This is a genomic window from Shimia thalassica (assembly GCF_001458215.1).
In the GTDB taxonomy this organism is placed as follows: domain Bacteria; phylum Pseudomonadota; class Alphaproteobacteria; order Rhodobacterales; family Rhodobacteraceae; genus Shimia; species Shimia thalassica.
The window spans coordinates 55,248-77,159 of the sequence record NZ_CYTW01000003.1 but is presented as its reverse complement, the minus strand read 5'-3'; the positions used below and the strand labels follow the sequence as shown (position 1 = coordinate 77,159).

The window sequence follows — 21,912 nt, the reverse complement described above, 5'->3', positions numbered from 1 at the left end:
TCGAGAGGTTGGCGCGGGCAGGCGCCTCGCCAACCTGGTCAGGTCCGGAAGGAAGCAGCCACAACGAGCCCCGCTTGGGTCGATGTCCAACCTCTCACCTTATTCCCTCTTACGTTTTGTAGCCCGGCGAACTCGCATTTGCGCGCGGCTTGAACGCCCTTCTGTTGCCGGCGTGCTCTATTGACCGTTGCGCGCCCAGTCTATCTGGCGTGCAGTTTCAAGGGCGCATGGCCGCACACTGCGCAGCCGCGCCAGCGCCGCATCCGGTTCTTCACCAAGTTCCACCATCACTCGCATGATCGCCATGCCCGACCGTCCGCATCCCCCAAAACAATGCACCAGAACACGCCCGCCATCGTTCAAGATGGTTTTGACGTTTGCACTGGCCTGCGCCCATCGATCCAGAGTTTGGCCCTGTGGTGCCCCGAAATCTCGGATCGGCAAGTGTATCCAGTCGATGCCAGCGTCTCTAAGGTCTTGGGCAAAGTCCCTCGCGCCAACACGCTCAAGTTCCACCCGTTCGGTCATGGTCAAAACCATCTGCGGCTTCCATTGAAGTAGCAAATCCAAATCGGCGGCATAGCCCCCGTCCCGCCCGGGAATCGGACATATTCCCAAGGTGCCCCCGCCTGCTTCTAGAGACGCAATTTCAAAGCTCACAAGCGTGATGCTCCAAAGGTGTCACATACCCGAATTTCACCGCTATCGTATCCGCGCTTGAACCAACCGGCGCGTTGGGCCGACGTCCCGTGTGTAAAGGTGTGGGGTTGCGGGACGCGCCCTGCGCGCGCCTGCAAATGGTCATCACCAATCATGCGCGCCGCGTTTAGGGCTTCTTCCATGTCACCGGGTTCCAACAATCCGTCAACGTTGCGCGCCCAAACTCCGGACAGGCAATCCGCCTGCAACTCTAACCGAACGGTCAGCGCATTGGCTTCGACTTCGGAAACCCGTTGCCGCACTCTGTTTACCTCGCCCAGTATACCTAGTTCGTTTTGAACATGGTGGGCGACCTCATGCGCGATCACATAAGCCGCAGCGAAATCACCTCCTGCCTGCAATTGGCGGGCCATGGTGGCGAAAAAGTCTGTGTCGAGGTACGCCTTTTCATCGGCAGGACAATAAAAAGGGCCTGTCGCGCCGCTCGCGCCTCCGCAAGGGCTTTGGGTCACACCGGAAAACAAGACAAGGACGGGCGGTTGATAGACCTGCCCCAATTGCTCTTGGAATACGCGGTCCCAGACCTGTTCGGTTGTTCCCAGCACCGCGGCGGAAAAGGCGCCTGCTTGCTGTTCTTCGTCTGACAATTCACGGGATGCACTGCTTTGTTGTGGCGCAGTCGCGTTCTCAAGCAAAGGGGTCATATCGATGCCGGCGAAATATCCGATTGCCAGAACAACCAAAAGCCCAACCCCACCAAGACCAAGACCACGCCCGCCACCGCGTCCGCGACGATCTTCTACATTTTGACTTTTTCGAACCCCGCGCAGACGCATACCGTACCCTACTCACTTTAATCCCTGCAAACTTTACCCCAACCACGGGTCTCTGGCCAATAGGGCGCGACACTTGCCAGCGCAACATTGGCCCAACGGCGCGGATGACACAGAAAGCCTTGGCAATCCGGTAGACGCGCCGCTCTGCCCGGCATACCTTGTCAATCGACTACGAATCCGAACCTGCACCGAAAGCACCTTATGACCGACACACCCGACACAGGCTATCAGGTACTCGCCCGCAAATATCGCCCCGAGACCTTTGTCGACCTCGTTGGGCAAACGGCCATGGTGCGCACGCTTAAAAACGCGTTTGAGGCGGACCGGATTGCACAAGCCTTTGTCATGACCGGCATTCGCGGAACGGGGAAAACGACCACCGCCCGTATTATCGCCAAGGGCATGAACTGTATTGGCCCCGACGGAAATGGTGGCCCGACAACCGAACCTTGTGGCGAATGCGAGCACTGCAAGGCGATTATGGAAGGGCGCCATGTCGATGTCATGGAGATGGATGCCGCCAGCCGTACCGGCGTAAACGACATCCGCGAAATCATCGACAGTGTGCACTATCGCGCGGCCAGTGCCCGCTACAAGATTTACATCATCGACGAAGTTCACATGTTGTCGACCAGCGCCTTCAACGCATTGCTTAAAACGCTGGAGGAACCGCCCGCACACGTCAAATTCATCTTTGCGACAACCGAGATTCGCAAAGTGCCCGTTACCGTTCTGTCGCGGTGTCAGCGGTTTGACCTGCGCCGCATCGAACCTGAAGACCAGATTGCGCTCCTGCGCAAGATCGCCACGGCCGAGAGTGCAGAGATCACAGACGAGGCGCTGGCCCTGATCACGCGCGCCGCCGAAGGCTCGGCCCGGGATGCGACGTCATTGCTGGATCAGGCCATCAGCCACGGCGCCGGAGAAACCACCGCCGATCAGGTGCGTGCCATGCTCGGGCTTGCGGATCGTGGGCGTGTGCTCGATCTTTTCGATATGATTATGAAAGGGGATGCTGCTGCGGCCCTTTCCGAGTTGTCCGCACAATATGCGGATGGCGCCGATCCGATGGCTGTGCTGCGGGATCTGGCAGAAATCACCCACTGGGTGAGTGTTGTCAAAATCACGCCTGACGCCGCTGATGATCCTACAATCGGGCCGGATGAACGCGGACGCGGTATTGATATGGCTGGCAAGCTGCCGATGCGCGTGATGACACGCATGTGGCAGATGCTTTTGAAAGCGCTGGAAGAAGTCGCCGCTGCCCCCAATGCGATGATGGCGGCCGAAATGGCGATTATTCGCCTGACCCATGTCGCAGACCTGCCCAGCCCCGAGGAATTGGTGCGCAAACTGCAAAATACGCCTGTGCCGCCTGTTCCGACAGGTGGACCCGGCGGTGGCGGAGGCCAGATTGCCGGTGGCGCAGGAGGGAATGCAACGGCCTATGGCACGTCTCAGGTTTCCGGCGCGGCGGGTGGCACAGTCACGGCTTTGGCGCCGCAGGTGGATGATGCACTGGCGCGTTACGCCACGTTTGACCATGTGATCGAATTGATCCGCAAAAACCGTGACGGCAAGCTGCTGATGGATGTCGAGGCGGATCTGCGTTTGGTCAGCTATCGCCCCGGGCGGATTGAATTCGAACCCACCCCGACGGCCCCTTCCGATCTTGCACAACGCTTGGGTGCGCGGCTTCAGTCGTGGACCGGTAATCGTTGGGCCGTGACATTGGTGAATCAGGGCGGCACAGAAACCATCGTTGAAAAACGGAACGCCGCCGAAAATGCTCTGCGGGACGAAGCCCTAAAGCATCCGATGGTACAAGCCGTGATCGAGCTTTTCCCGAAAGCCAAGATCACCGAGATCAAAACCCAACAAGAGATTGCTAACGAAGCTTTGGCCGATGCGCTGCCAGAGGTCGAAGACGAATGGGATCCCTTTGAAGAGGACTGATCTTGCCCTTCGCCGCAACAGATACGATATAGACTTCACCCCTTTCCGCGGCAGAGCCGCCCCGAATACGCAGGAGACAAAGAATGCTTAAAGGACTCGGTCAACTTGGCGACATGGCCAAAATGATGAAGCAGGCTCAGGAAGCCCAAGCCAAAATGGCCCAGATGCAAGAAGACCTGAACAATGTGACGGTCACCGGCGAAAGCGGTGCAGGCCTGGTCAAAGCGACCGCCACCGCCAAAGGCGAACTCAAGGCGCTCGATATCGACCCGTCGATCTTTAACGGTGACGACAAAGAAGTTGTCGAAGACCTGATCCTTGCTGCCATCAAAGACGCGCAAACCAAGGCCGCAGAACGGGCTCAGGAAGAAATGCAAAAGATCGCGGGTGATCTTGGCCTTCCGGCTGACTTCAAGATGCCTTTCTAAACGGGTGCCAACCCCCGGTTTCATCTTGCTTTCACCAATCAGAATGCGTCAGCTTTTCTCTAAACTGCGCGATGCATAGGGTGTGTCATGAGCAACAATGAAATTGAAAACCTTATCGAACTGATGGCCAAGCTCCCCGGGCTTGGCCCTCGTTCTGCCCGCCGTGCGGTGCTTCACCTGATCCGCAAACGCGCATTGCTTTTGACACCTTTGTCAGATGCGATGCAGGCCGTTGCTGTCACAGCGCGGGAATGCCTGAATTGCGGGAATGTCGGCACAACCGAGATTTGCGATATTTGCAGTAATGAAAAACGCGCAACGGGCGAGCTTTGCGTGGTGGAAGACGTCTCTGACCTGTGGGCGATGGAACGAGCCAATGTGTTTCGAGGCCGGTATCATGTGTTGGGAGGAACTTTGTCTCCGCTGGACGGCGTTGGTCCCGAAGACCTCTCGATCCCCCGATTGCTAGACAGGGTGGAGTCCGAACATATTTCCGAAGTGATCCTTGCGCTGAATGCTACTGTGGATGGCCAAACCACAGCCCATTATATCGCGGATCAACTCGAGGAGCGCGTGCGCCTGACATCCTTGGCGCAAGGTGTCCCGATTGGTGGCGAGCTGGATTATCTGGACGAAGGTACCATCGGCGCGGCGCTTACGGCGCGCAAGGCGCTCTAGGCCACTGTCAGGCGCAAAAGGTGCGCTTCCCTCCCCTCTTAAACAAAAAAGGCCGCCCCAATCGGAACGGCCTAGAGACTTGATTGCGGACCTGAAAATCAGGGCTGCTCGTCTTCGTCGGTATCGCTTCCGGGAAGATTGAAAAAGCTGTCAGCGTCCGAGTAGTCGCTCTTGCTTGGATCATCTTCATCGTTGGTGTCGTTGTCAGTAAGCGAGAATGTCTCAAGACCTTCAATCGCCGAAGGAATTCTGGGCTCGGCTTCCATGTCCAGCGACTGTTCGGTCGACACCAGCTTGCGACGTTCATCATCGCTCATCACGCTACCGTCTGCGGCTTTCTTGGCAGCGGCTTTTTGCACAACGGCGTCAAGCTCGGACTGCTTACACAGGCCCAAGGCAACGGGATCAATCGGCTGAATGTTGGCAATGTTCCAGTGCGTCCGCTCGCGGATCGCCTGAATTGTCGGTTTGGTTGTTCCGACAAGTTTCGAAACCTGACCGTCGGACAGTTCCGGGTGGAATTTGACCAACCACAAGATCGAGGCCGGACGGTCCTGACGTTTCGACAACGGTGTATAACGAGGACCACGACGCTTTTCTTCACCAGCAGCAGCGGCGTTGAATTTCAGCTTGAGCTTGAGCAGCGGGTTCTTTTCGGCCGCGTCAATCTCTTCCTGGGTCAGCTGGCTGTTGGCGACAGGGTCAAAGCCCTTCACACCGGTTGCCACATCGCCGTCAGCGATGCCCTGGATTTCCAGTTCGTGCATACCGACAAAATCAGCAATCTGTTTGAAGCTGAGTGTGGTGTTATCCACAAGCCATACGGCAGTCGCCTTGGGGTGCAGCAATTTAGCCATTTGCACTTCTCCTTCACATATATCTTCCCCGTTGCCTGACTTCGCAGGCGGCACCTTTTGAAGGGTGCGGGTTTCCGTTGTCGGGGAACTTCTGGCCTATATAGTAGCAACGTTGGAATAAGGGAAGAGTGAATGCAAATCGTGAAAATCCTGCTCGGCATGCTTTTGCTTGCAACTTCGGCGTCGGCACAAACCCACAAATCGGGCGAATTCGACTATTATGTCATGGCACTGAGCTGGTCACCGAACTGGTGCGCCATCGAAGGCGATGCACGAAACTCGCCCCAATGTGACTATGATGAAGACTTCGGCTGGGTGCTGCACGGTCTCTGGCCGCAATACCATCGCGGATGGCCTGAATTCTGTAACACCGTACACCGGAATCCCCCAAAATCCATGACACATGAAATGGCAGACATCATGGGGACATCCGGACTTGCTTGGTATCAGTGGAAAAAGCACGGGCGCTGTTCTGGCCTGTCTGCCGAGGGGTATTATGCGTTGTCGCGGAAAGCCTATGAAAGTGTCACTCGTCCCGCTGTTTTTCGCAAACTGGACAAGACGATCAAACTGCCCGCCTCAGTTGTTGAAGATGCCTTTTTGAAAGCAAACCCACAGCTTGAGCCCGACATGATAACGATCACATGTCGTGACAGCTTTATCCAAGAGGCGCGAGTGTGCTTGTCTAAAGATCTCTCGCCTGTTCCATGTGGCCAAGATGTCGTTAGAGATTGTTCATTGTCAAATGCGCGATTTGATCCTGTGCGTTAGCTTCAGCGCAACATCCTCAAATCACGCCGAAAATTTCTAAAAACAAAACAATCGTCAGGACGCCCACTGTAAAAACTAAAAGCTTTTCAGGCAAACGGTATTCACGTTTGGGCGTATCTTTCTGAGTTTCACCTACCTGATAGCTCCGACCTGGGGCTTCGGGTTCGGAAGGCTGACCTCCCTTTTTAACCAATTTTGGGACCATCATATGACCCTTCCCATTTTCAGTGTCTTCTAAAAAAATAACTGGGAACGCGCTAAAGATTTCTATCTTAAGATGTATTTTGCGATAAATAGTTCCACTTTAAAACAAGTACTTCAAATTCACCTTTGGCAAAGAAAAAGGACCCGGCCCTTTCGGGCCGAGTCCAAAATTCAATAAGCTAAACGCTGATTAGTGCAGTTTAGCGTCCACTTCAGCAATCGCTTCGTCGATCAGCTTGTTGCCTTGGGCAGCAGTCATCTGTTTGGCGATAACTGTGTTTGCGGCACTGATAGCTACGGCAATCGCTTGGTCGCGAACTTCTTTCACTGCGCCAGCTTGGGCAGATGCGATCTGGTCCTCGGCAGCGGCCAGACGGCGCGCAATCGATTCTTGCAGGTCCTGCTTGGCCAGTTCGGCGGCATTTGCTGCTTCAGATTTAGCATGTTCAACGATGCGGTCTGCTTGTTCCTGCACTTCTTTGTGCTTGCGCTCGTAGGAGGCCAGCAAAGTCTGTGCTTCTTCACGCAGGGCGCGCGCTTCGTCCAATTCGGATTGAATGCCTTCTGAACGTTTGTCCAGCATTCCACCCAACATGGAAGGAACTTTGAAGTAGAACAGAACAGCAATGAAGAGGATGAACGCCATCGTCACGATGAAGTTCGTGTTTGTCAGCGAAAAGAACGGACCACTTGCAGCAAAAGCTGGTGAAGCAGCTGTCAGAGCGACGAGAGTTGCTAGTTTACGCATGTCTCTTACCCCTTCATCCGTGTGTCTACAGCGGCTGCGATGGTAGCATCATCTGCTTGTCCACCCAGTGCTGCGACGATTTCGTTCGCCGTATCGGTTGCCACTTCCTTAACGCTTTCCAGAGCACCAGCGCGGATTTCGGCGATTGCCTTTTCCGACTCGGCAGCTTTGGCTGCGATTTCGGCATCCGCCTTGGCGGTTGCAGCATCCAGACCGGCCTGAATCTCGGCCTTAGCCTCAGCAACGATGTTTTGTGCTTCTGCACGCGCATCTGCAAGAGCCTTGTTATAGGCCTCTTCAGCTTCAACGGCTTTCGCCTTCAGCCCTTCGGCTGCGGCGATGTCATTCGTAATTGTCCCCTGACGCTCGGCCAGAACCGCGGCAATGCGCGGCAGCGCGATGCGCGACAGGACGAAATAGATCACGGTGAGCGTGATCAAAAGCCAGAAAATCTGGTTGCCCCAGTTCGAGAAGTCGAGCTGCGGCATGCCGGGCGCAGAGGCTACTTCTGCGGCGTGGCCTGCGGCTTCGTGCGTTTGTGTCGCCATGTCGTCCTCCTGGGAACTTCCGTTAGATTACGAGTGGGGCGCTACAAAGCGGCGCCCACACCCGCACGTAAGGATGGTTCCGTTCGGATTAGACGGCGAACATCAGCAGCAGAGCAACGAGGAACGAGAAAATGCCCAGTGCTTCTGCGAATGCGATACCGATGAACAGTGTGGCAGTTTGCGATGCTGCTGCCGAAGGGTTGCGCAGTGCGCCTGCAAGGTAGTTGCCTGCAACGTTACCAACACCGATGGCGGCTGCGCCGGAACCGATTGCTGCGAGACCTGCGCCGATGTGTGCGAGTTGACCTTCCATGTGGGTATCTCCTTACGATTGGAAGTTAATAGGTAGTGTTCGAGTTCAGACTTTAGTGCGAAGGATGCAGCGCATCTTTCAGATACACACAAGTCAGAATGGTAAAGACGTAGGCCTGGATGAAGGCCACGAGGACCTCAAGACCGTACATCGCGGTGATCGCAACCACCGAAACGGGGCTGACAACGGCGATCGCGGCGAAGCCTGCGAAAACCTTGATCACGGCGTGGCCCGCCATCACGTTGCCAGCAAGACGAATGCTGTGGCTGACGGGGCGCACGAAATAGGAAATCAGTTCGATAATGGCCAGGATCGGACGCAGCGCCAGAGGTGCCGACGAAACCCAGAAGAGGCCAAGGAACCCAACGCCGTTCTTGACGAAACCAACGATGGTTACTGTCAGGAACACCAGCAGCGCCAGAACAACTGTCACCGCAAAGTGCGAAGTGGTTGTGAAGGACATTGGCAGCAAGCCAAGGAAGTTGGCCATTACGATGAACATGAACAGTGTCATGATGTACGGGAAGAACTTGATCGCGTCCTTACCAGCCACATCTTCAACCATTTTGTAGATAAAGCCGTATGCCAGCTCGCCAATCGATTGCGAGCGGCTTGGAACGATAGCGCGGCTACGTGTCCCCAGAACCATCAGCACGATGACAGCTACAACTGACAGTGCCATCCACAAAGTTGCGTTGGTGACGGTGTACCAAGCAATCGTATCACCACCAAACAGTGGCTTAATGATAAATTGGTCCATCGGATGGAATACAAGACCGCCCTCTTCGGCGCCGTGTGCTTCGCTTGCCACGTCTTAGTCCCTCTCGTTTCTCTCGGCCAATTCGGCCTCTTGTTCCTCTTGGATCTCTTTGGCGCTGCGCAGCATCGTCTTGATACCGGCGGCCAGACCCAACATTGTAAACAGCACCAGAAAGATCGGGATAGTTCCCAACAACAGGTCAAGCCCGTATCCGATGCCAAAACCGATCCCAAGACCGGCAACTAATTCGATCACCATGCGCCATGCCAGATTGGCCGCCGAATAGTGCTCGTCTGCCCGGGGCTTAGGGGCTTGGGTCTTTTTGACCGCCTCAATCCTTTGCTCCAGTTGCGCCATGCGCTCTTGGTGTTCGGGATCGGTCACACGCATATTCCCCGTTCAAACGTTGTGGCATTGCTACGGTGCAGCACGCTCTGAGTCAACCGCGCAGACGCCCCTTCCTGAACGGATCTAAGACGCTGAAATAAAACAAGTTTATGAGCGCTAGGTTTTACGGTGCGATTCCGTCGCAGGCAGATTTCGATGGATTTGGGGCTTTTGCGTTATTCAACCAAATGGTTGACGATACGCGAGGGGCGCTGTTTATGGAAAGCATGTCAGATGCGCTCGATTCAGTCTTTTCCGCTCTTGCCGATCCAACACGCAGAGCAATCCTCTCTATGTTGCTGGAAGATGACATGGCTGTCACCGATGTCGCCGACCCGTTTGACATGTCACTGGCGGCGATCTCCAAGCATCTGGTGATCCTCACCAAAGCGGGCCTCATCAGCCAAGAGAAACGAGGCCGGGTCAAGTGGTGTAAACTGCAGCCCGACGCCATGCGGTCTGCAAGTGTCTGGATGCAGGGGTTTGGTCAGTTCGAACCCGTCAACCTCGACGCGTTCGAAAGGTTCCTGAAAGAGGAACTTCAAGAGACAGTTGATCCCTGACAGGGGTCAGTGCCCGTCAGGAAGCGGCGGCAACTGTCGCAAGTACATGACAACCGCGTCCAGATCGTCAGACGTCATGGCCGCATAGTGATGATATCCCATTGGTGGCATCATACGTGAACCGTCCGGACGCATGCCTTTGGTGATCATAGCTTTAAGATCTTCATCAGAATATCCGGCCAGCCCGTCCGCATGCGAAGTGAGGTTCGGCGAAACCGAGGTGCCCCAAGGACCGTGGAACTCAAACCCGCCTGCCCCAAGGTGGGTGTCGAATTTAGGGCCACGTTCCCCCATTGGCGTGTGGCATTCCGTGCAGTGCGCGACAGGTCCTGCCAAATAGGCACCATAGGCAACGCTTACTTCACGCGCGGGCGCAGACACACTCGTCACCGGCGGCCCATAGGCCGGAGGCAGCGGGATGTTGTAGGTGGAAAAAGGCGTTTCGTTCTCGACGGCTGGCACCGTGCGCATGAAGGCGACAATCGAATAAAGATCATCATCTGACAAACCGCGATACAGGGACATTGGCATGGGTGGCCCGATCACCGTACCGTCCGGACGGATGCCCTCGCGGATGGCTTTGGCAAGCTCGTCATCGCTCCAGCCGGCGATCCTGCTTGCGGGCGTAATATTCACCGCCCATGCCTCGAATGCAGGATTTTTCTCGACCAGAGTGCCGCCGAATTCTTTGGACATTTCCGGACCTGTCGGTGTCTGCGGTGTGTGGCAATTCCCGCATCCCGCAGGCCCGCGCACAAGGTATTCCCCACGTTCAACTGACACTTCTGCCATAGCCCACGAGGTCGTCATAAATAAAAACAGAGCAACAAAGTTCAAACGCATACTATACCCTCCTCATTATAAGAGAGCGGCAAGCCGCCAAGTTAATATGCGGGCACGATACATCAAATCGCCAAAATCGCCTAAAACACGCGATTAACCGTGATTAGTCGTGTTCATTTCTGAGCAAAAGCAACAGGGCCACCACTGTCATTGCGACACCAACAAGAATAAGACCCGTCGGTGCGCCATGGCCCAGTACGATCTCCCAGCAGATGACCCAACTGGGCACCAGATAGGTATAGGCCATCACCTTGGCACTCGGCAGGTTCAACGTAGCAAATTGCAAAAGCACGAATGTGGCCGCCGATGCAAAAATCGCGAGATACACCACCGTGATCCACACAATTGCGGGAAGAGCAGCCCAATCCGTGGCGCGAATATCGCTCCAGCCATAGACCGTCAGTATAATAAAGCCGGCAACCAGCATCCCGAAGGTGAACACAACCGGCGCTTCGCCACGATTTAGTTTGCGCACCATTGGTGTATAGATCGCATGCGAGACACAGCCCCAGAAGTACAGAACCTCTCCCTGACCAATTCTGAACTCTCGGAAAATCTGCCAATCTGCACGAAAGATCACCCACAACGCGCCAACGGCGCCAATCGATAATCCCAATGCCATGCGTGGCGTCGTTATCTGCCGCAAAAGAAGATAGCCAAATCCCGCTGACATAATCGGAGTCAGCGTAAAGACCGCAGCAGCACTCACAGGAACCGCCGTTTTCAGCCCCTCGAACATCAAGACAAAATACGCCGCGAACAAACCGCCAAGGACCAAGTAACGCCAAGGGGCCTTTAACGCTTCCCGCGGGATGCCCGTGGTTGCCAATGCGACCGCTCCGATCACCACGCCCGCGATCAAAAATCGCACGGCATTCAGGGCCGCAGGTGCAATCTCGTTCGCAGCAAGCGCCCCAAGGGAAAATGACCCCGCCACAAGTGCCGAGAACAAAAGCATGGCCAAATGGCCGCGAGCGGATGGCGTCATTCGCAGCTCCAGCCCTTTGCACGCTCTTTCAGGAACGACAGAAAGCCCTGCACCTTGGTGGTGCGATGCAGATCGACATGGGTCACCAACCACAATTGACCGCTCCATTCGGGACGGGCGGGGAAAACCTCAACCAGCTCGGGATGCTCGATGGTCACCCATCTGGGCAAAAACCCGATACCTGCACCAGCCAGCACAGCGTTTTCATTGGCGAGAGAGTCCGTTGTCCGAAAAACGACCTGATCCCGTTTTACGTTGTCGTTCATCCATTGCAGAAACGGGGCTTTGACACGTGAGTCGTCAGGCCCAACAAACCGATGCCCTGCCAGATCATCTTCACTTTTGGGCAGACCGTGTTTGTCGATATAGGCAGCACCTGCAAAAAGCCCGATCTCGAGACGCCCCAGTGATTGTACGACGTTATCGAGTTCTTCGGGCGCCGGTCCGGCGCGCAGGGCAACATGTGCTTCACCATATTCCAAACGGAACAACCGCGTGCCGGTCAGGTATCTGACAACGATATCGGGATGCGCTTCCTGAAACTCGGTCAGTACCGGCACCAACAACGGCGACATGCTTTCAAGAGAGGTCACGACCAGCTCTCCGGACATGGCATCGCCGCCCCCTTTGATGCGGCCCTCGAGTTGCGAAAACTGGTCATCCGTGGCTTTGCCGACACGCAACATGTCTTCGCCAGCCTCGGTCGGCGTATAGCCCCGCGCGTGACGCTGGAAAAGCTTCACCCCCAGTTTCGTTTCAAGCGCATCGATATGCCGGATAACGGTGGCATGGTGCACGCCCAGAACTTCGGCAGCCCCGCTCACGGTGCCCATGCGCGCAACCTGATAGGCCGTGCGTATTTCATCCCAGTTATCCATACCAGCGATCCTGTGCAATTATAAACAGACAAGGTGCATTTGATAAGATTGCGTTCAATTTTGCAATGACCAATTTAGATAGCAGACAAGACATTCAGCAAGGAACACCCCAATGACCCACACAGTATTGCACATCAACTCTTCGGCCCGCACCGAAGGCTCTCTCTCACGTATCAAGTCATCTGAAATCGTCGCGGACCAGAATGCAGACACCGTGCTCACGCGCGATCTTGCTCAAGGATTGCCATTTTTGGATGCGACCTGGGTCACAAGCACCTTCATGGCGCCCGACGAACGCGATGCGGCGCAGGTCAAAGCGCTCGAATTTTCGAATGAACTTGTGGCCGAGGTTCAGGCAGCAGACACAATCGTGATCGGCACTGCGATGTATAACTTTTCAATTCCGGCCGTGCTCAAGGCATGGATCGATCAAATCGCCCGCGCCGGAGTCACGTTCACCTATACCGAAACAGGACCAAAGGGATTGCTGGAAGGTAAAAAGGCGATCATCACGATTGCCACCGGCGGCGTGCAACTGGGAACCGAGTATGACTTTGCCTCGGCCTATTTGCGTCAGGTTCTCGGATTTGTGGGCATCACTGACGTGACTATTCTCGACATTGAGGGCAACGAGGTTGCCGCCAAGGCTGCGTAAGCACGACACGGGAATAGCGGACCCCGGCGCGGGTCCGCTTTTCGCACACTTTTACTTGCCAACGCTGAAACCCCGCCGCAAATCGGGTTCACGCGTCCAGATCAAGCCATTCAGGGGCAACGTCGATCTGGGCAAAATAGGTCAGCAAATCCGCAGGCGTCATGCCGATAGTCCGATCATTGACCAGAGGATGCATGTAAATGCGATCCGCGTTTTGGGCGGCGGCATCAATGAACAGGCGCACGCCTTTTGACCCGCCCGTCGCCATCGCAAGAGGACTCACGGCACCCGGTCGAATTCCAAGATTTTCAAGCAATCGATCCGCAGATCCGAATGACAGGTTTCCAACCCCCAAACGCGCCCCAAGCGCCTTGAGATCAATCTCCCGATCCTGTTCGAGCGTGATCAGGTAGTTGCGCTTTTTCTTGTCACGCAGATAAAGGTTTTTAACGCGAAACGGGATTTCCCCATCTTCGATCAATCCGCGTTCAACGCCCTTTGCGTCCTCAACCGTCCGAAGTGGCACATGCTCGTGATAGGTAAAGGACAGGCCCAGAGAGCGAAGCTGTTCCAGCAAAGCATCCGAAGATATTGGCAAACTGTCCTGATATGTCGAAGAAGCGTCCATGCGCGATTTCCCGTTTGGTCCAAGCAAGTCTTAGAGGCGGTTTGCCTCAATGTGACGCCATGCGCAATCTGACTGTTACAAAATCGCCAATTTGATCAGCTCAGCATCAGCTGCGCCTCAAAGGCCCGCGCAACAGGGCGTGCAGTTGTACCTGCCACGGTACCTTCAAAGACTTCGGGAAAGAGGCTGCGCACCTCTTCGATGCCCGGGTCATCCGACGCCATACTGCTGAGCCAAGCCGGATCAAGGCTTTCGGTTGCCACCCCTTCGGCAAAAATGATCTCATGCTGGTCAAAAAGAAGGTGAAAGTACTCAACCTGCCCGCCCTCGCCACAAATGCGACCGATGCCCATTTCCGCCATGTGTCGTGCCGGAACCAATGCCTCTTCGACACCCATCACCAGTTCGGCCTTCCATCCAGAGACCAGCATCCGGTGTCGTTGCGACACACGCATTTCGCGCTGATTTCCAATTTCGCTTGCCGCGAAAACCACTGGTCGCAGCTTGCCGGTGGCAGGCACCTCGCGCCGCCCAATCCATCGCACAGGCTGCAAGCCTGTGTCTTTCGTGACGACAAGATCACCGATGCACAAATCCTCTACGGCGACAGACCCCAAAGCCGTTTCAATCAAGGTGCCCCTCGTAAAACAAGGCGGAGGGGGTAATTCGCTTAATCCGGTGAAAAAATTGGCATTGATGGTCCCGACTGGATCACCATCCCCATCCACCAAGCCCTGTTCGCGCACGATGTTGGTCACACCGCCGTCAACAAACACCGCATCTAAAGCGAACGCCATTTGCCCGCTGGGAACCCCCGCAAAGGGCGAAAAACCAAGAGGAGCCGCGACAAAGCTGTTCACGTCATCGTTGGTGATAAAGAAGGTGTCGCCCTGCTCAATCGCCTGTCCGGACTCATCCTCTTCGGCGCCGGATTCTTTAACCTTTGACCCGTCGTTCACCACAAATTCATAGGTCGCACCGTCTCGGGTGACACGCACCGAGGTAAAGATCACCTCATCAAAATCAAACTCTCCATCCGCACGGATAGAACTGTTTAGAATGTCTATTTCAATAACATCCGTGGAAAGAAACGGCTGCTCGGACACCGTCAAATCTGTTGAAACATCGCTATCGCTTGAGGATACGTCAGAAATGAAGGCGACATTGTCGCCAGAGAAGTAAAGCGTTGTAACGTCGGTTTCATCATAAACCCGAACCGGGGTGATGTTTGTAAAGCCGTCATTGATCAGAGGATTATTATCATCTCCATTTCGGCCACCGCCATCCACGGTCCAGTTCGACGTGTCTGAAACGGCGTCGATGACACCTTGTCCTGTAAGCGGATCCGGCAAGGCATCGAAGCCATCGAAAACCATATAGTCATGGTCGCCATCAATAATGATCGCGCCATTGTCCGAGGTGAGCCCGGTGTTTGACAGGTTTGGCGTGGCATTGTTGCCGCCGTCTGCTTCGTTGCCGATGACGGAAATGAAATTCTCGGCCGTGACATCATCACCGACGCGCGTGCCCTGAAAGGCCCACATCATTTCGTTCACAGGCGCCAGATTTCCGCCGCCTTGAATGTAATCTATTGTGCCACTGGTGGGGCCGGACAAATCGCCCCCTTCGATCACTTGTGCGCTGTTGGTGGAATTGTCCATGTCCAGCGTCATCAGGGAACCAGCGGCAATTCCTCCGGCGGGCACCACCCATTCAATGAGCTGCTCGCCGTTGTTGAAGCTGGAACCATTCCATTCGCTGTCGGTAAAATAGATCACCTCGCCCGCAGGCACATCGACCGTCGTCACAAACGCGACGTCGTCGTGATCCCCGTCCCAACCGACGAATATGATGTCTCCCGGATTGAGCATTTTGCTCGCTTTTACCTCAACACACTGCCTCATTATTTTGGTAGAATGCGATTGAGGTCGAACTAGGGTGAGCCTAGGACGATTTCGGGGAACCTTTCGGGCGAAGGCCAAGACCTGTGTTGCTTGACTCTTGGGGACACCAGAGATAAACGCGGCCCACATCCGGAAGTCTGTTAATGCTTCCGGTCCCATTGCCTAGTGCAGGGATCGCCCCCCGTCAGCGAGTTTCGCCCACGGGGGCCTTCGTGCATTTGGACTGGTACTTGAGCGGTGCGTGCTTATGTTCGGACCACATTGAAACGGTGAAAAGGAGCCGAAAGAGCGATGTTTGAAAATCTAAGCGAACGCCTTTCCGGTGTATTTGACCGGCTGACAAAACAAGGCGCCCTGTCCGAAGACGATGTCAAAACCGCCCTGCGCGAAGTGCGTGTTGCCCTGCTTGAGGCCGATGTCTCGCTTCCGGTGGCTCGCGATTTTGTCAAAGCGGTTCAATCCAAGGCAACCGGCCAAGCGGTGACCAAGTCGATCACCCCCGGCCAACAGGTTGTCAAAATCGTTCACGACGAGCTGCAGCATGTTCTCGCAGGCGACGACGACGAACGTGGCGAGTTGAAGATCGACAATGCGCCAGCCCCCATCCTGATGGTGGGTCTGCAAGGTTCGGGTAAGACCACGACAACCGGTAAGCTTGCGAAAAGATTGACGGAAAAGAACGGCAAACGCGTTCTGATGGCCTCGCTCGACATCTATCGTCCGGCCGCGATGCAACAGTTGCAGGTTCTGGGCCAACAGATCGGCGTCGACACTTTGCCGATTGTTGCAGGCGAGACCGCCGTACAAATCGCAAAGCGCGCCAAGCAGCAGGCCACCTTGGGTGGCTATGACGTCTATATGCTCGACACTGCGGGCCGTCTGCAAATTGACGAAGTCCTCATGCAAGAGGTCGAAGATGTCCGCGATGTGGTTAAACCCCGCGAAACGCTTTTGGTTGTGGATGGTCTGACCGGTCAGGTCGCTGTCGAGGTCGCCGAAGAGTTTGACGGCAAGATCGGCATTTCGGGCGTTGTCCTGACACGTATGGACGGTGACGGTCGCGGTGGTGCAGCGCTTTCGATGCGCGCGGTCACAGGCAAGCCGATCAAGTTCGTCGGCCTTGGCGAAAAGATGGACGCGCTGGAAACCTTCGAGCCGGATCGAATCGCAGGCCGTATTCTCGGCATGGGCGATATTGTTGCGCTGGTCGAAAAGGCGCAGGAAACCATCGAGGCCGAACAAGCCGAACGCATGATGAAACGGTTCCAGAAGGGCCGCTTCAACATGAACGACCTGAAAATGCAGCTGGAACAGATGCAAAAGATGGGCGGCATGGAAGGCGTGATGGGCATGATGCCCGGCATGGCCAAGATGTCGAAACAGGTGTCCGAAGCCGGCTTTGATGACAAGATGATCAAACGTCAGGTCGCGCTGGTCAATTCGATGACCAAGATGGAACGCGCCAACCCGCAGATCCTGCAAGCCAGCCGCAAAAAGCGGATCGCCGCAGGTGCGGGCATGGAAGTGAGCGAGCTGAACAAACTGCTCAAGATGCAGCGTCAGATGTCCGACATGATGAAGAAGATGGGCAAAATGGGCAAAGGCGGCATGCTCAAGCAAGCCATGAAAGGCATGATGGGCAAAGGCGGCGATTTGCCTGCCGGAATGGACCCGTCTGCAATGGACCCCAAGGCGCTGGAACAAGCGGCCAAGGCCATGGGCGGCAAGCTGCCCGGTGGTCTGCCCGGTCTTGGCGGCGGCGGCCTGCCCCCCGGTCTCAGCGGATTCGGGAAGAAAAAGTAAGACCATGCTGACCAACGCCCCCACTCTTGAAACCGAACGCCTGATCTTGCGCGGCCCCCTCGTTGGGGATGCCGAGGCCGTGATCGCGTTTTTGTGCGATGAACAGCGCGCAAAAGGGTTTGGGCACTGCACCAACCGCAGTGATGCGTGGCGCTGGTTCGCGCTGAGCGTGGGACATTGGCACATCCACGGCTACGGCTATTTTACGGTTGTGGACAAAGCCACGGGCGCTCCGGCTGGCATTGTTGGCATTTGGAACCCCGAAGGCTGGCCCGAACCCGAGCTGGGCTGGGTCGTGTTTGACGGGGCCGAGGGCAAAGGTATTGCCTATGAAGCCGCACAGCGCGCACTGACCTGGGCCTATGACGACATGGGCTTTACCACGATGACGTCGCAGATCGTTCCTTCCAACGCGCGGTCTATTGCATTGGCGAAACGTATGGGCGCGCACCACGAGCGCACCTATGACAACGTCCACATGGGCGAAGAGATGGTTTTCCGCCATCTGGGCGCAGAGGCATTCAAGGCGGAGGCCGTGGCATGACCGCAACGACCTTCACCATCCCGACACTTGAAACCGAACGCCTGATCATGCGGGCGTTCTGCGAAGACGATATCACCTTCGAAAAGGCGTTTCTGGCCACCGAAGACTCGCGCTTTGTCGGCGGCCCGATGCCGCCGCACCGTGCGTGGCGTTCGATCGCAATGGTCACCGGTCACTGGGCTTTGCGTGGCTTTGGCCTTTGGGCTCTCGAAGACAAGGAAACCGGCCAGTATGTCGGGCGTGTCGGTCTCTGGTATCCCGACGGATGGATCGGACGTGAGATCGGCTGGACGCTGATGCCTCATGCCTGGGGCAAGGGTCTGGCGACCGAAGCCGCCATGGCCTCGCGCGCCCACGCCTATGACGTGCTGGGCTGGGACACGGCGATCTCATGCATCGCCCCCGAGAACACGGCCTCCAAGGCCGTCGCACGGCGGCTCGGAGCCTCGTTCGAAAAGTTTTACGAAGAACCCGAATACGGCACGACCGAAATCTGGCGGCATCCCTCACCGGATTCGCTCGTGAATGGCGGCATGGAGGCCTACGCGTAATGGCAACCAAGAACATCCCGATTATCGAAACCAAACGTCTTGTCCTGCGCGGCCCCGAGCCCGAGGATTACCCGAACTTCAAGGCGACTTTTGCCTCTTATCGTTCGCGGTTTATGGGCGGTCCGTTGAATGCCTATGAAACGTGGATGCTCTATGCGGCCGAGATCGGCCACTGGAACATTCGCGGGTACGGCATGTGGATGATCCACGACAAAGAAACCGACGAAACCTACGGTATGGCGGGTGGCTGGATGCCAGCAGCCTGGCCCGAAAAAGAACTTGCCTGGATCATTTGGCCCGACGCCGCCGGTCAAGGCTATGCGCTTGAGGCCACACATGCCGCGCGCAAGTACTTTTATGGTGAGCTCGGATGGGACAGCGCCGTGTCGTATCTCGACCCGAAAAACCTCGACTCGATCCGTTTGGCCGAACGTCTTGGCGCCCAAAAAGACAAGTCCGCCAAAACTGTCGACAACCATGACGTTGTGTATCGCCACCCAAGCGCCGAACAACTGTCTGACAGCCAGATCAATCACGGGATCGAAATGGAAATCAGCCATTACGCCGACCCGATGTTCAAACCGAAAGGATACGCTCTTGACTGACGCCGTGACCCGCGCCGCCGAGGTGCTCAAAGAACATCGCGAAAGCATCGACCGTCTGGATGCGATCCTCGTCTACACATTGGGCGAGCGTTTCAAGCACACCCAAGCGGTGGGCAAACTGAAGGCAGAGCACGACCTGCCGCCTTCGGACCCAAACCGCGAAGCATCGCAGATTGCACGCCTGGAAGATCTGGCCACACGCGCCGATCTTGATCCGGAATTCGCAAAAAAATTCCTGAACTTCATCATCGATGAGGTCATCAGGCACCACAAGAAACACCAGCAGTAACGCTGGTACAGGCACAACAGGAATGACGGGGCGCTGCCCCTCAAATAGCTAAAACAGGAGTATTCACCATGGCTATGAAAATTCGTCTCGCCCGCGGCGGCTCGAAAAAACGTCCTTTTTATCGCGTTGTTGCGGCTGACAGCCGTATGCCTCGCGATGGTCGCTTCATCGAAAAGCTCGGCACATACAACCCACTGCTGCCCAAAGACAGCGAAGAGCGCGTGAAACTGGACATGGAACGCGTTCAGTACTGGTTGGACCAAGGCGCTCAACCGACTGACCGTGTTGCACGTTTCCTCGAAGCTTCGGGCACATTGCCAAAAGCCGACCGCAACAACCCTAAAAAGGGTGAGCCAGGCAAAAAAGCCAAAGAACGTGCTGAAGAAAAAGCAGCCAAGGCCGCTGACGCTGCTGAAGCACCTGCAGAAGACTAAGCAGGGCGCGCTCTGGGATGACCGAATTTACCGAATCGTTCCAGAACGACCTCGCACAGTTGATGCGGTGGCGGCGTGATGTACGCAGCTTCCGCACCGATACGGTGGACGAGGCACTCTTATCAGAGTGCCTCGACGCGTTTCTGATGGCCCCTTCAGTGGGGCTTTCCGAACCATGGCGTCTTATCCGTATCCACAGTGCCGCCGCACGCACGGCCGCATTCGAGAATTACAGAACCGCCAATGCGGATGCCCTGGCAGGATATGCCGGCGAAAAAGCCGCGCACTATTCCAAGCTGAAACTGTCCGGAATGACGGACGCGCCGGTTCAATTTGCCATCTACTGTGATGAAACCACACCCAAGGGTCACGGTCTTGGAGCTGGCACCATGCCGGAAATGCGGCGGTATTCCGTGGTTGGGGCGATCAATCTTTTCTGGCTGGCCGCCCGCGCGCGTGGTCTTGGTGTCGGCTGGGTCTCTATTCTTGACCCCGAGCAATTGAACCGTGATCTGGAAGTGCCCCAAAACTGGTCACTGGTGGCCTACCTTTGTGTGGGATATCCTCAGGCGATGTCGGACACGCCCGAACTTGAAACCGTCGGCTGGGAAGCCCGCCGGCAGGAACTGCCGCTGGAAACGCGCTAAGCCCTCGGCATTCGAGACGTTTTCTGTCGCACTCACGGGCCCAACGGGTTGCTCTTGCCCCCGCAATGAGTGAAAACAGGGCCCATAGTTAAAAATCGGATCGCATTATGTCGGAACAGGTTTGTGTCGGAGCTATCGCAGGTGCCTTTGGCGTTCGGGGCGAAGTACGCCTGAAAAGCTTTACCGCCGACGCAGCGGCCATCGCGGATTACGCGCCACTGATGTCCGAAGACGGCAGCCGCAGTTTTGAAGTCACCGTGACCCGCGCCATTAAAAACGGGTTGGCCGCACGTCTAACCGGAATCAGCACCAAAGAAGAGGCTGAAGCCCTCAAAGGGCTGCAACTGTTTGTTCCACGGGACAGGTTTCCCGAGTTGGAAGACGATGAATTCTATTACACCGATCTGGTTAACCTCGAAGTGCGCGACACTGGCGGCACCGTTCTTGGGCGCGTGAAATCTGTTCAGAACCACGGCGCAACCGATCTTCTCGAGATTTACGGCCCCGGCCTGAAAACAACGGTCCTGTTGCCTTTCACCAAACAAGCGGTCCCCACTGTCGACATCGCAGGCGGGCGGATCATCGTGGATCCACCAGAAGGCCTTTTCTGATATGACTCGCATGCTCATACATGCGGGTTTTCACAAAACCGGCACGTCGACCGTTCAGAAAATGCTGGACGTAAATCGTGAAACACTTGCGCCCCTGGCCCAAGTTTACCTGCACGAGCAACTGGCCGAGACCTGCAACGCGGCGCGCACATTTTCTGCCAAACGTCGCTCTGTTGCGCTCAAGAAATTCGCCGCAGGAATGAAGACGTTTTTTCAATCCCTGCCAAAGGATGATCCGCGCGACATCGTGATCAGTGCCGAAGACCTGAGCGGGCTGATGCCAGGGCGGCGAAACCAGTCATCGTATGGCGCAGCGCCCTTGTTGATGAAGGCCATGTTGCTCAGCTTGGAAGAGGCTTTGCCGGAACCGCCGGAGCTGATCTTCTATTATTCACTTCGTGATCCACATTCCTGGCTGACCAGCTGCCACGCGCACCATGTACGTGTCGTGCGCATGACCCAATCTAAAGAAGACTTTTTTGCGGATCATCTCGAAGCGGCCGACCTGCAACATGCAGTCGACCGGGTACGCGTTGCCGTGGCCCCCCATCGCATTGAAACCGCATGGCTGCATGATACGCAAAATGCGCCATTGGGTCCGCTGCAACCTATCGCCGATTTGCTCCAGTGGCCGCGCGAGATTTGCGAAAAAATCAAACCGGTTGCGCCTGTAAATGTAGGTCTGCCCAAGCCTTTGACCTCGGAAATTCTTTTGCTGAACCAGAGCGATCTGGACATCAAGGCGTTGAACCGCGCCAAGATGGAAGCCCGTAAAAAGTGGCGCCGGCAAAAAGACGAAATCTCCGAGACCTAGGCCCTGAGT

General features: G+C 55.9%; 29 protein-coding genes and 1 other RNA gene. 16 read left to right on the top strand and 14 right to left on the bottom strand.

What is annotated here, in order from left to right; genetic code table 11:
• The first annotated feature begins 1 nt into the window (after position 1).
• An RNA gene (gene ffs, locus PH7735_RS20340) (signal recognition particle sRNA small type) lies at positions 2 to 100 on the top strand.
• Between the two features lie 77 nt (positions 101 to 177).
• Here the strand turns inward: ffs and PH7735_RS13575 are convergent.
• Positions 178 to 660 carry a phosphatase domain-containing putative toxin gene (locus PH7735_RS13575; RefSeq protein WP_233488319.1) on the bottom strand — a complete coding sequence of 161 codons (483 nt, stop codon included), beginning with the start codon at positions 658 to 660 and terminating at the stop codon, positions 178 to 180.
• A complete protein-coding gene (gene ypfJ / locus PH7735_RS13570) occupies positions 657 to 1,496 on the bottom strand; it encodes a KPN_02809 family neutral zinc metallopeptidase (RefSeq protein ID WP_058311943.1) in 840 nt (279 codons plus the stop codon). The genes PH7735_RS13575 and ypfJ overlap by 4 nt, the downstream gene beginning before the upstream one ends.
• Before the next feature lie 201 nt (positions 1,497 to 1,697).
• Between ypfJ and PH7735_RS13565 the strand changes: the two genes are divergently transcribed.
• The 3 genes from PH7735_RS13565 to recR all read left to right on the top strand — a co-directional run bounded on the left by PH7735_RS13565 (position 1,698) and on the right by recR (position 4,558).
• Positions 1,698 to 3,452: a DNA polymerase III subunit gamma/tau gene (locus PH7735_RS13565; RefSeq protein WP_058311942.1), complete on the top strand. Its 1,755-nt coding sequence runs from the start codon at positions 1,698 to 1,700 to the stop codon at positions 3,450 to 3,452.
• Between the two features lie 83 nt (positions 3,453 to 3,535).
• A complete protein-coding gene (locus PH7735_RS13560) occupies positions 3,536 to 3,880 on the top strand; it encodes a YbaB/EbfC family nucleoid-associated protein (protein WP_058311941.1) in 345 nt (114 codons plus the stop codon).
• An 87-nt stretch (positions 3,881 to 3,967) separates the two neighbouring features.
• Positions 3,968 to 4,558 carry a recombination mediator RecR gene (recR, locus tag PH7735_RS13555; protein ID WP_058311940.1) on the top strand — a complete coding sequence of 197 codons (591 nt, stop codon included), beginning with the start codon at positions 3,968 to 3,970 and terminating at the stop codon, positions 4,556 to 4,558.
• A gap of 98 nt (positions 4,559 to 4,656) precedes the next feature.
• On the opposite strand, the gene PH7735_RS13550 is transcribed toward recR, so the two are convergent.
• Complete coding sequence (locus PH7735_RS13550) at positions 4,657 to 5,415, bottom strand: DUF1013 domain-containing protein (RefSeq protein WP_058311939.1); 759 nt, start codon at positions 5,413 to 5,415, stop codon at positions 4,657 to 4,659.
• A gap of 132 nt (positions 5,416 to 5,547) precedes the next feature.
• Here PH7735_RS13550 and PH7735_RS13545 point away from each other — a divergent pair, with 132 nt between their 5' ends.
• Positions 5,548 to 6,186 (top strand): ribonuclease T2 family protein, encoded by a 639-nt coding sequence (locus PH7735_RS13545; protein WP_058311938.1) that lies wholly within the window; start codon positions 5,548 to 5,550, stop codon positions 6,184 to 6,186.
• 16 nt (positions 6,187 to 6,202) lie between these two features.
• Here the strand turns inward: PH7735_RS13545 and PH7735_RS13540 are convergent, their stop codons facing one another.
• The 6 genes from PH7735_RS13540 to PH7735_RS13515 all read right to left on the bottom strand — a co-directional run bounded on the left by PH7735_RS13540 (position 6,203) and on the right by PH7735_RS13515 (position 9,143).
• Positions 6,203 to 6,394: a hypothetical protein gene (locus PH7735_RS13540; RefSeq protein WP_058311937.1), complete on the bottom strand. Its 192-nt coding sequence runs from the start codon at positions 6,392 to 6,394 to the stop codon at positions 6,203 to 6,205.
• A 186-nt stretch (positions 6,395 to 6,580) separates the two neighbouring features.
• Positions 6,581 to 7,138 (bottom strand): F0F1 ATP synthase subunit B, encoded by a 558-nt coding sequence (locus PH7735_RS13535; protein WP_058311936.1) that lies wholly within the window; start codon positions 7,136 to 7,138, stop codon positions 6,581 to 6,583.
• Positions 7,139 to 7,143: 5 nt separating this feature from the next.
• Complete coding sequence (locus PH7735_RS13530; protein WP_058311935.1) at positions 7,144 to 7,686, bottom strand: F0F1 ATP synthase subunit B'; 543 nt, start codon at positions 7,684 to 7,686, stop codon at positions 7,144 to 7,146.
• Positions 7,687 to 7,774: 88 nt separating this feature from the next.
• A complete protein-coding gene (locus tag PH7735_RS13525) occupies positions 7,775 to 7,999 on the bottom strand; it encodes a F0F1 ATP synthase subunit C (RefSeq protein WP_022572950.1) in 225 nt (74 codons plus the stop codon).
• A gap of 52 nt (positions 8,000 to 8,051) precedes the next feature.
• Complete coding sequence (locus PH7735_RS13520) at positions 8,052 to 8,810, bottom strand: F0F1 ATP synthase subunit A (protein WP_058311934.1); 759 nt, start codon at positions 8,808 to 8,810, stop codon at positions 8,052 to 8,054.
• Between the two features lie 3 nt (positions 8,811 to 8,813).
• Entirely contained in the window at positions 8,814 to 9,143 is a 330-nt protein-coding gene (locus PH7735_RS13515; protein ID WP_058312254.1) for an AtpZ/AtpI family protein, read from the bottom strand.
• Between the two features lie 230 nt (positions 9,144 to 9,373).
• Here PH7735_RS13515 and PH7735_RS13510 point away from each other — a divergent pair, with 230 nt between their 5' ends.
• The gene (locus PH7735_RS13510; protein ID WP_058312253.1) at positions 9,374 to 9,709 is read left to right on the top strand and encodes an ArsR/SmtB family transcription factor; all 336 of its coding nucleotides are present in this window, start codon (positions 9,374 to 9,376) and stop codon (positions 9,707 to 9,709) included.
• Positions 9,710 to 9,715: 6 nt separating this feature from the next.
• Here the strand turns inward: PH7735_RS13510 and PH7735_RS13505 are convergent, their stop codons facing one another.
• From PH7735_RS13505 to PH7735_RS13495, 3 genes are all read right to left on the bottom strand, one after another.
• Positions 9,716 to 10,552, bottom strand: a complete 837-nt coding sequence (locus PH7735_RS13505) for a cytochrome c (RefSeq protein ID WP_058311933.1) — start codon at positions 10,550 to 10,552, stop codon at positions 9,716 to 9,718.
• Between the two features lie 103 nt (positions 10,553 to 10,655).
• On the bottom strand, positions 10,656 to 11,540 hold the full coding sequence (locus PH7735_RS13500) for a DMT family transporter (protein ID WP_058311932.1): 885 nt from the start codon (positions 11,538 to 11,540) through the stop codon (positions 10,656 to 10,658).
• Positions 11,537 to 12,418 carry a LysR family transcriptional regulator gene (locus PH7735_RS13495; protein WP_058311931.1) on the bottom strand — a complete coding sequence of 294 codons (882 nt, stop codon included), beginning with the start codon at positions 12,416 to 12,418 and terminating at the stop codon, positions 11,537 to 11,539. The genes PH7735_RS13500 and PH7735_RS13495 overlap by 4 nt, the downstream gene beginning before the upstream one ends.
• Before the next feature lie 112 nt (positions 12,419 to 12,530).
• Between PH7735_RS13495 and PH7735_RS13490 the strand changes: the two genes are divergently transcribed.
• Complete coding sequence (locus tag PH7735_RS13490) at positions 12,531 to 13,073, top strand: FMN-dependent NADH-azoreductase (RefSeq protein WP_058311930.1); 543 nt, start codon at positions 12,531 to 12,533, stop codon at positions 13,071 to 13,073.
• Between the two features lie 88 nt (positions 13,074 to 13,161).
• On the opposite strand, the gene PH7735_RS13485 is transcribed toward PH7735_RS13490, so the two are convergent.
• Together PH7735_RS13485 and PH7735_RS13480 are read right to left on the bottom strand one after the other, a co-directional pair.
• Positions 13,162 to 13,701, bottom strand: a complete 540-nt coding sequence (locus tag PH7735_RS13485; RefSeq protein ID WP_058311929.1) for a prolyl-tRNA synthetase associated domain-containing protein — start codon at positions 13,699 to 13,701, stop codon at positions 13,162 to 13,164.
• 95 nt (positions 13,702 to 13,796) lie between these two features.
• Positions 13,797 to 15,572, bottom strand: a complete 1,776-nt coding sequence (locus PH7735_RS13480) for a Hint domain-containing protein (protein WP_058311928.1) — start codon at positions 15,570 to 15,572, stop codon at positions 13,797 to 13,799.
• 324 nt (positions 15,573 to 15,896) lie between these two features.
• Between PH7735_RS13480 and ffh the strand changes: the two genes are divergently transcribed.
• The 9 genes from ffh to PH7735_RS13435 all read left to right on the top strand — a co-directional run bounded on the left by ffh (position 15,897) and on the right by PH7735_RS13435 (position 21,903).
• Positions 15,897 to 17,408, top strand: coding sequence for a signal recognition particle protein (gene ffh / locus PH7735_RS13475; protein WP_058311927.1), 1,512 nt, complete (start codon positions 15,897 to 15,899; stop codon positions 17,406 to 17,408).
• Between the two features lie 4 nt (positions 17,409 to 17,412).
• Positions 17,413 to 17,952 carry a GNAT family N-acetyltransferase gene (locus tag PH7735_RS13470; protein ID WP_058311926.1) on the top strand — a complete coding sequence of 180 codons (540 nt, stop codon included), beginning with the start codon at positions 17,413 to 17,415 and terminating at the stop codon, positions 17,950 to 17,952.
• On the top strand, positions 17,949 to 18,503 hold the full coding sequence (locus PH7735_RS13465) for a GNAT family N-acetyltransferase (protein WP_058311925.1): 555 nt from the start codon (positions 17,949 to 17,951) through the stop codon (positions 18,501 to 18,503). The genes PH7735_RS13470 and PH7735_RS13465 overlap by 4 nt, the downstream gene beginning before the upstream one ends.
• Positions 18,503 to 19,108: a GNAT family N-acetyltransferase gene (locus PH7735_RS13460; RefSeq protein WP_058311924.1), complete on the top strand. Its 606-nt coding sequence runs from the start codon at positions 18,503 to 18,505 to the stop codon at positions 19,106 to 19,108. Before PH7735_RS13465 ends, PH7735_RS13460 begins: the two co-directional genes overlap by 1 nt.
• Positions 19,101 to 19,397: a chorismate mutase gene (locus tag PH7735_RS13455; RefSeq protein ID WP_058311923.1), complete on the top strand. Its 297-nt coding sequence runs from the start codon at positions 19,101 to 19,103 to the stop codon at positions 19,395 to 19,397. Before PH7735_RS13460 ends, PH7735_RS13455 begins: the two co-directional genes overlap by 8 nt.
• A gap of 68 nt (positions 19,398 to 19,465) precedes the next feature.
• On the top strand, positions 19,466 to 19,831 hold the full coding sequence (gene rpsP, locus PH7735_RS13450) for a 30S ribosomal protein S16 (RefSeq protein ID WP_058311922.1): 366 nt from the start codon (positions 19,466 to 19,468) through the stop codon (positions 19,829 to 19,831).
• A 17-nt stretch (positions 19,832 to 19,848) separates the two neighbouring features.
• Complete coding sequence (bluB, locus tag PH7735_RS13445) at positions 19,849 to 20,478, top strand: 5,6-dimethylbenzimidazole synthase (RefSeq protein WP_058311921.1); 630 nt, start codon at positions 19,849 to 19,851, stop codon at positions 20,476 to 20,478.
• A gap of 107 nt (positions 20,479 to 20,585) precedes the next feature.
• Positions 20,586 to 21,089: a ribosome maturation factor RimM gene (rimM, locus tag PH7735_RS13440; RefSeq protein ID WP_058311920.1), complete on the top strand. Its 504-nt coding sequence runs from the start codon at positions 20,586 to 20,588 to the stop codon at positions 21,087 to 21,089.
• Position 21,090: 1 nt separating this feature from the next.
• Positions 21,091 to 21,903, top strand: coding sequence for a hypothetical protein (locus PH7735_RS13435; RefSeq protein ID WP_058311919.1), 813 nt, complete (start codon positions 21,091 to 21,093; stop codon positions 21,901 to 21,903).
• The last annotated feature ends 9 nt before the right edge of the window (positions 21,904 to 21,912 follow it).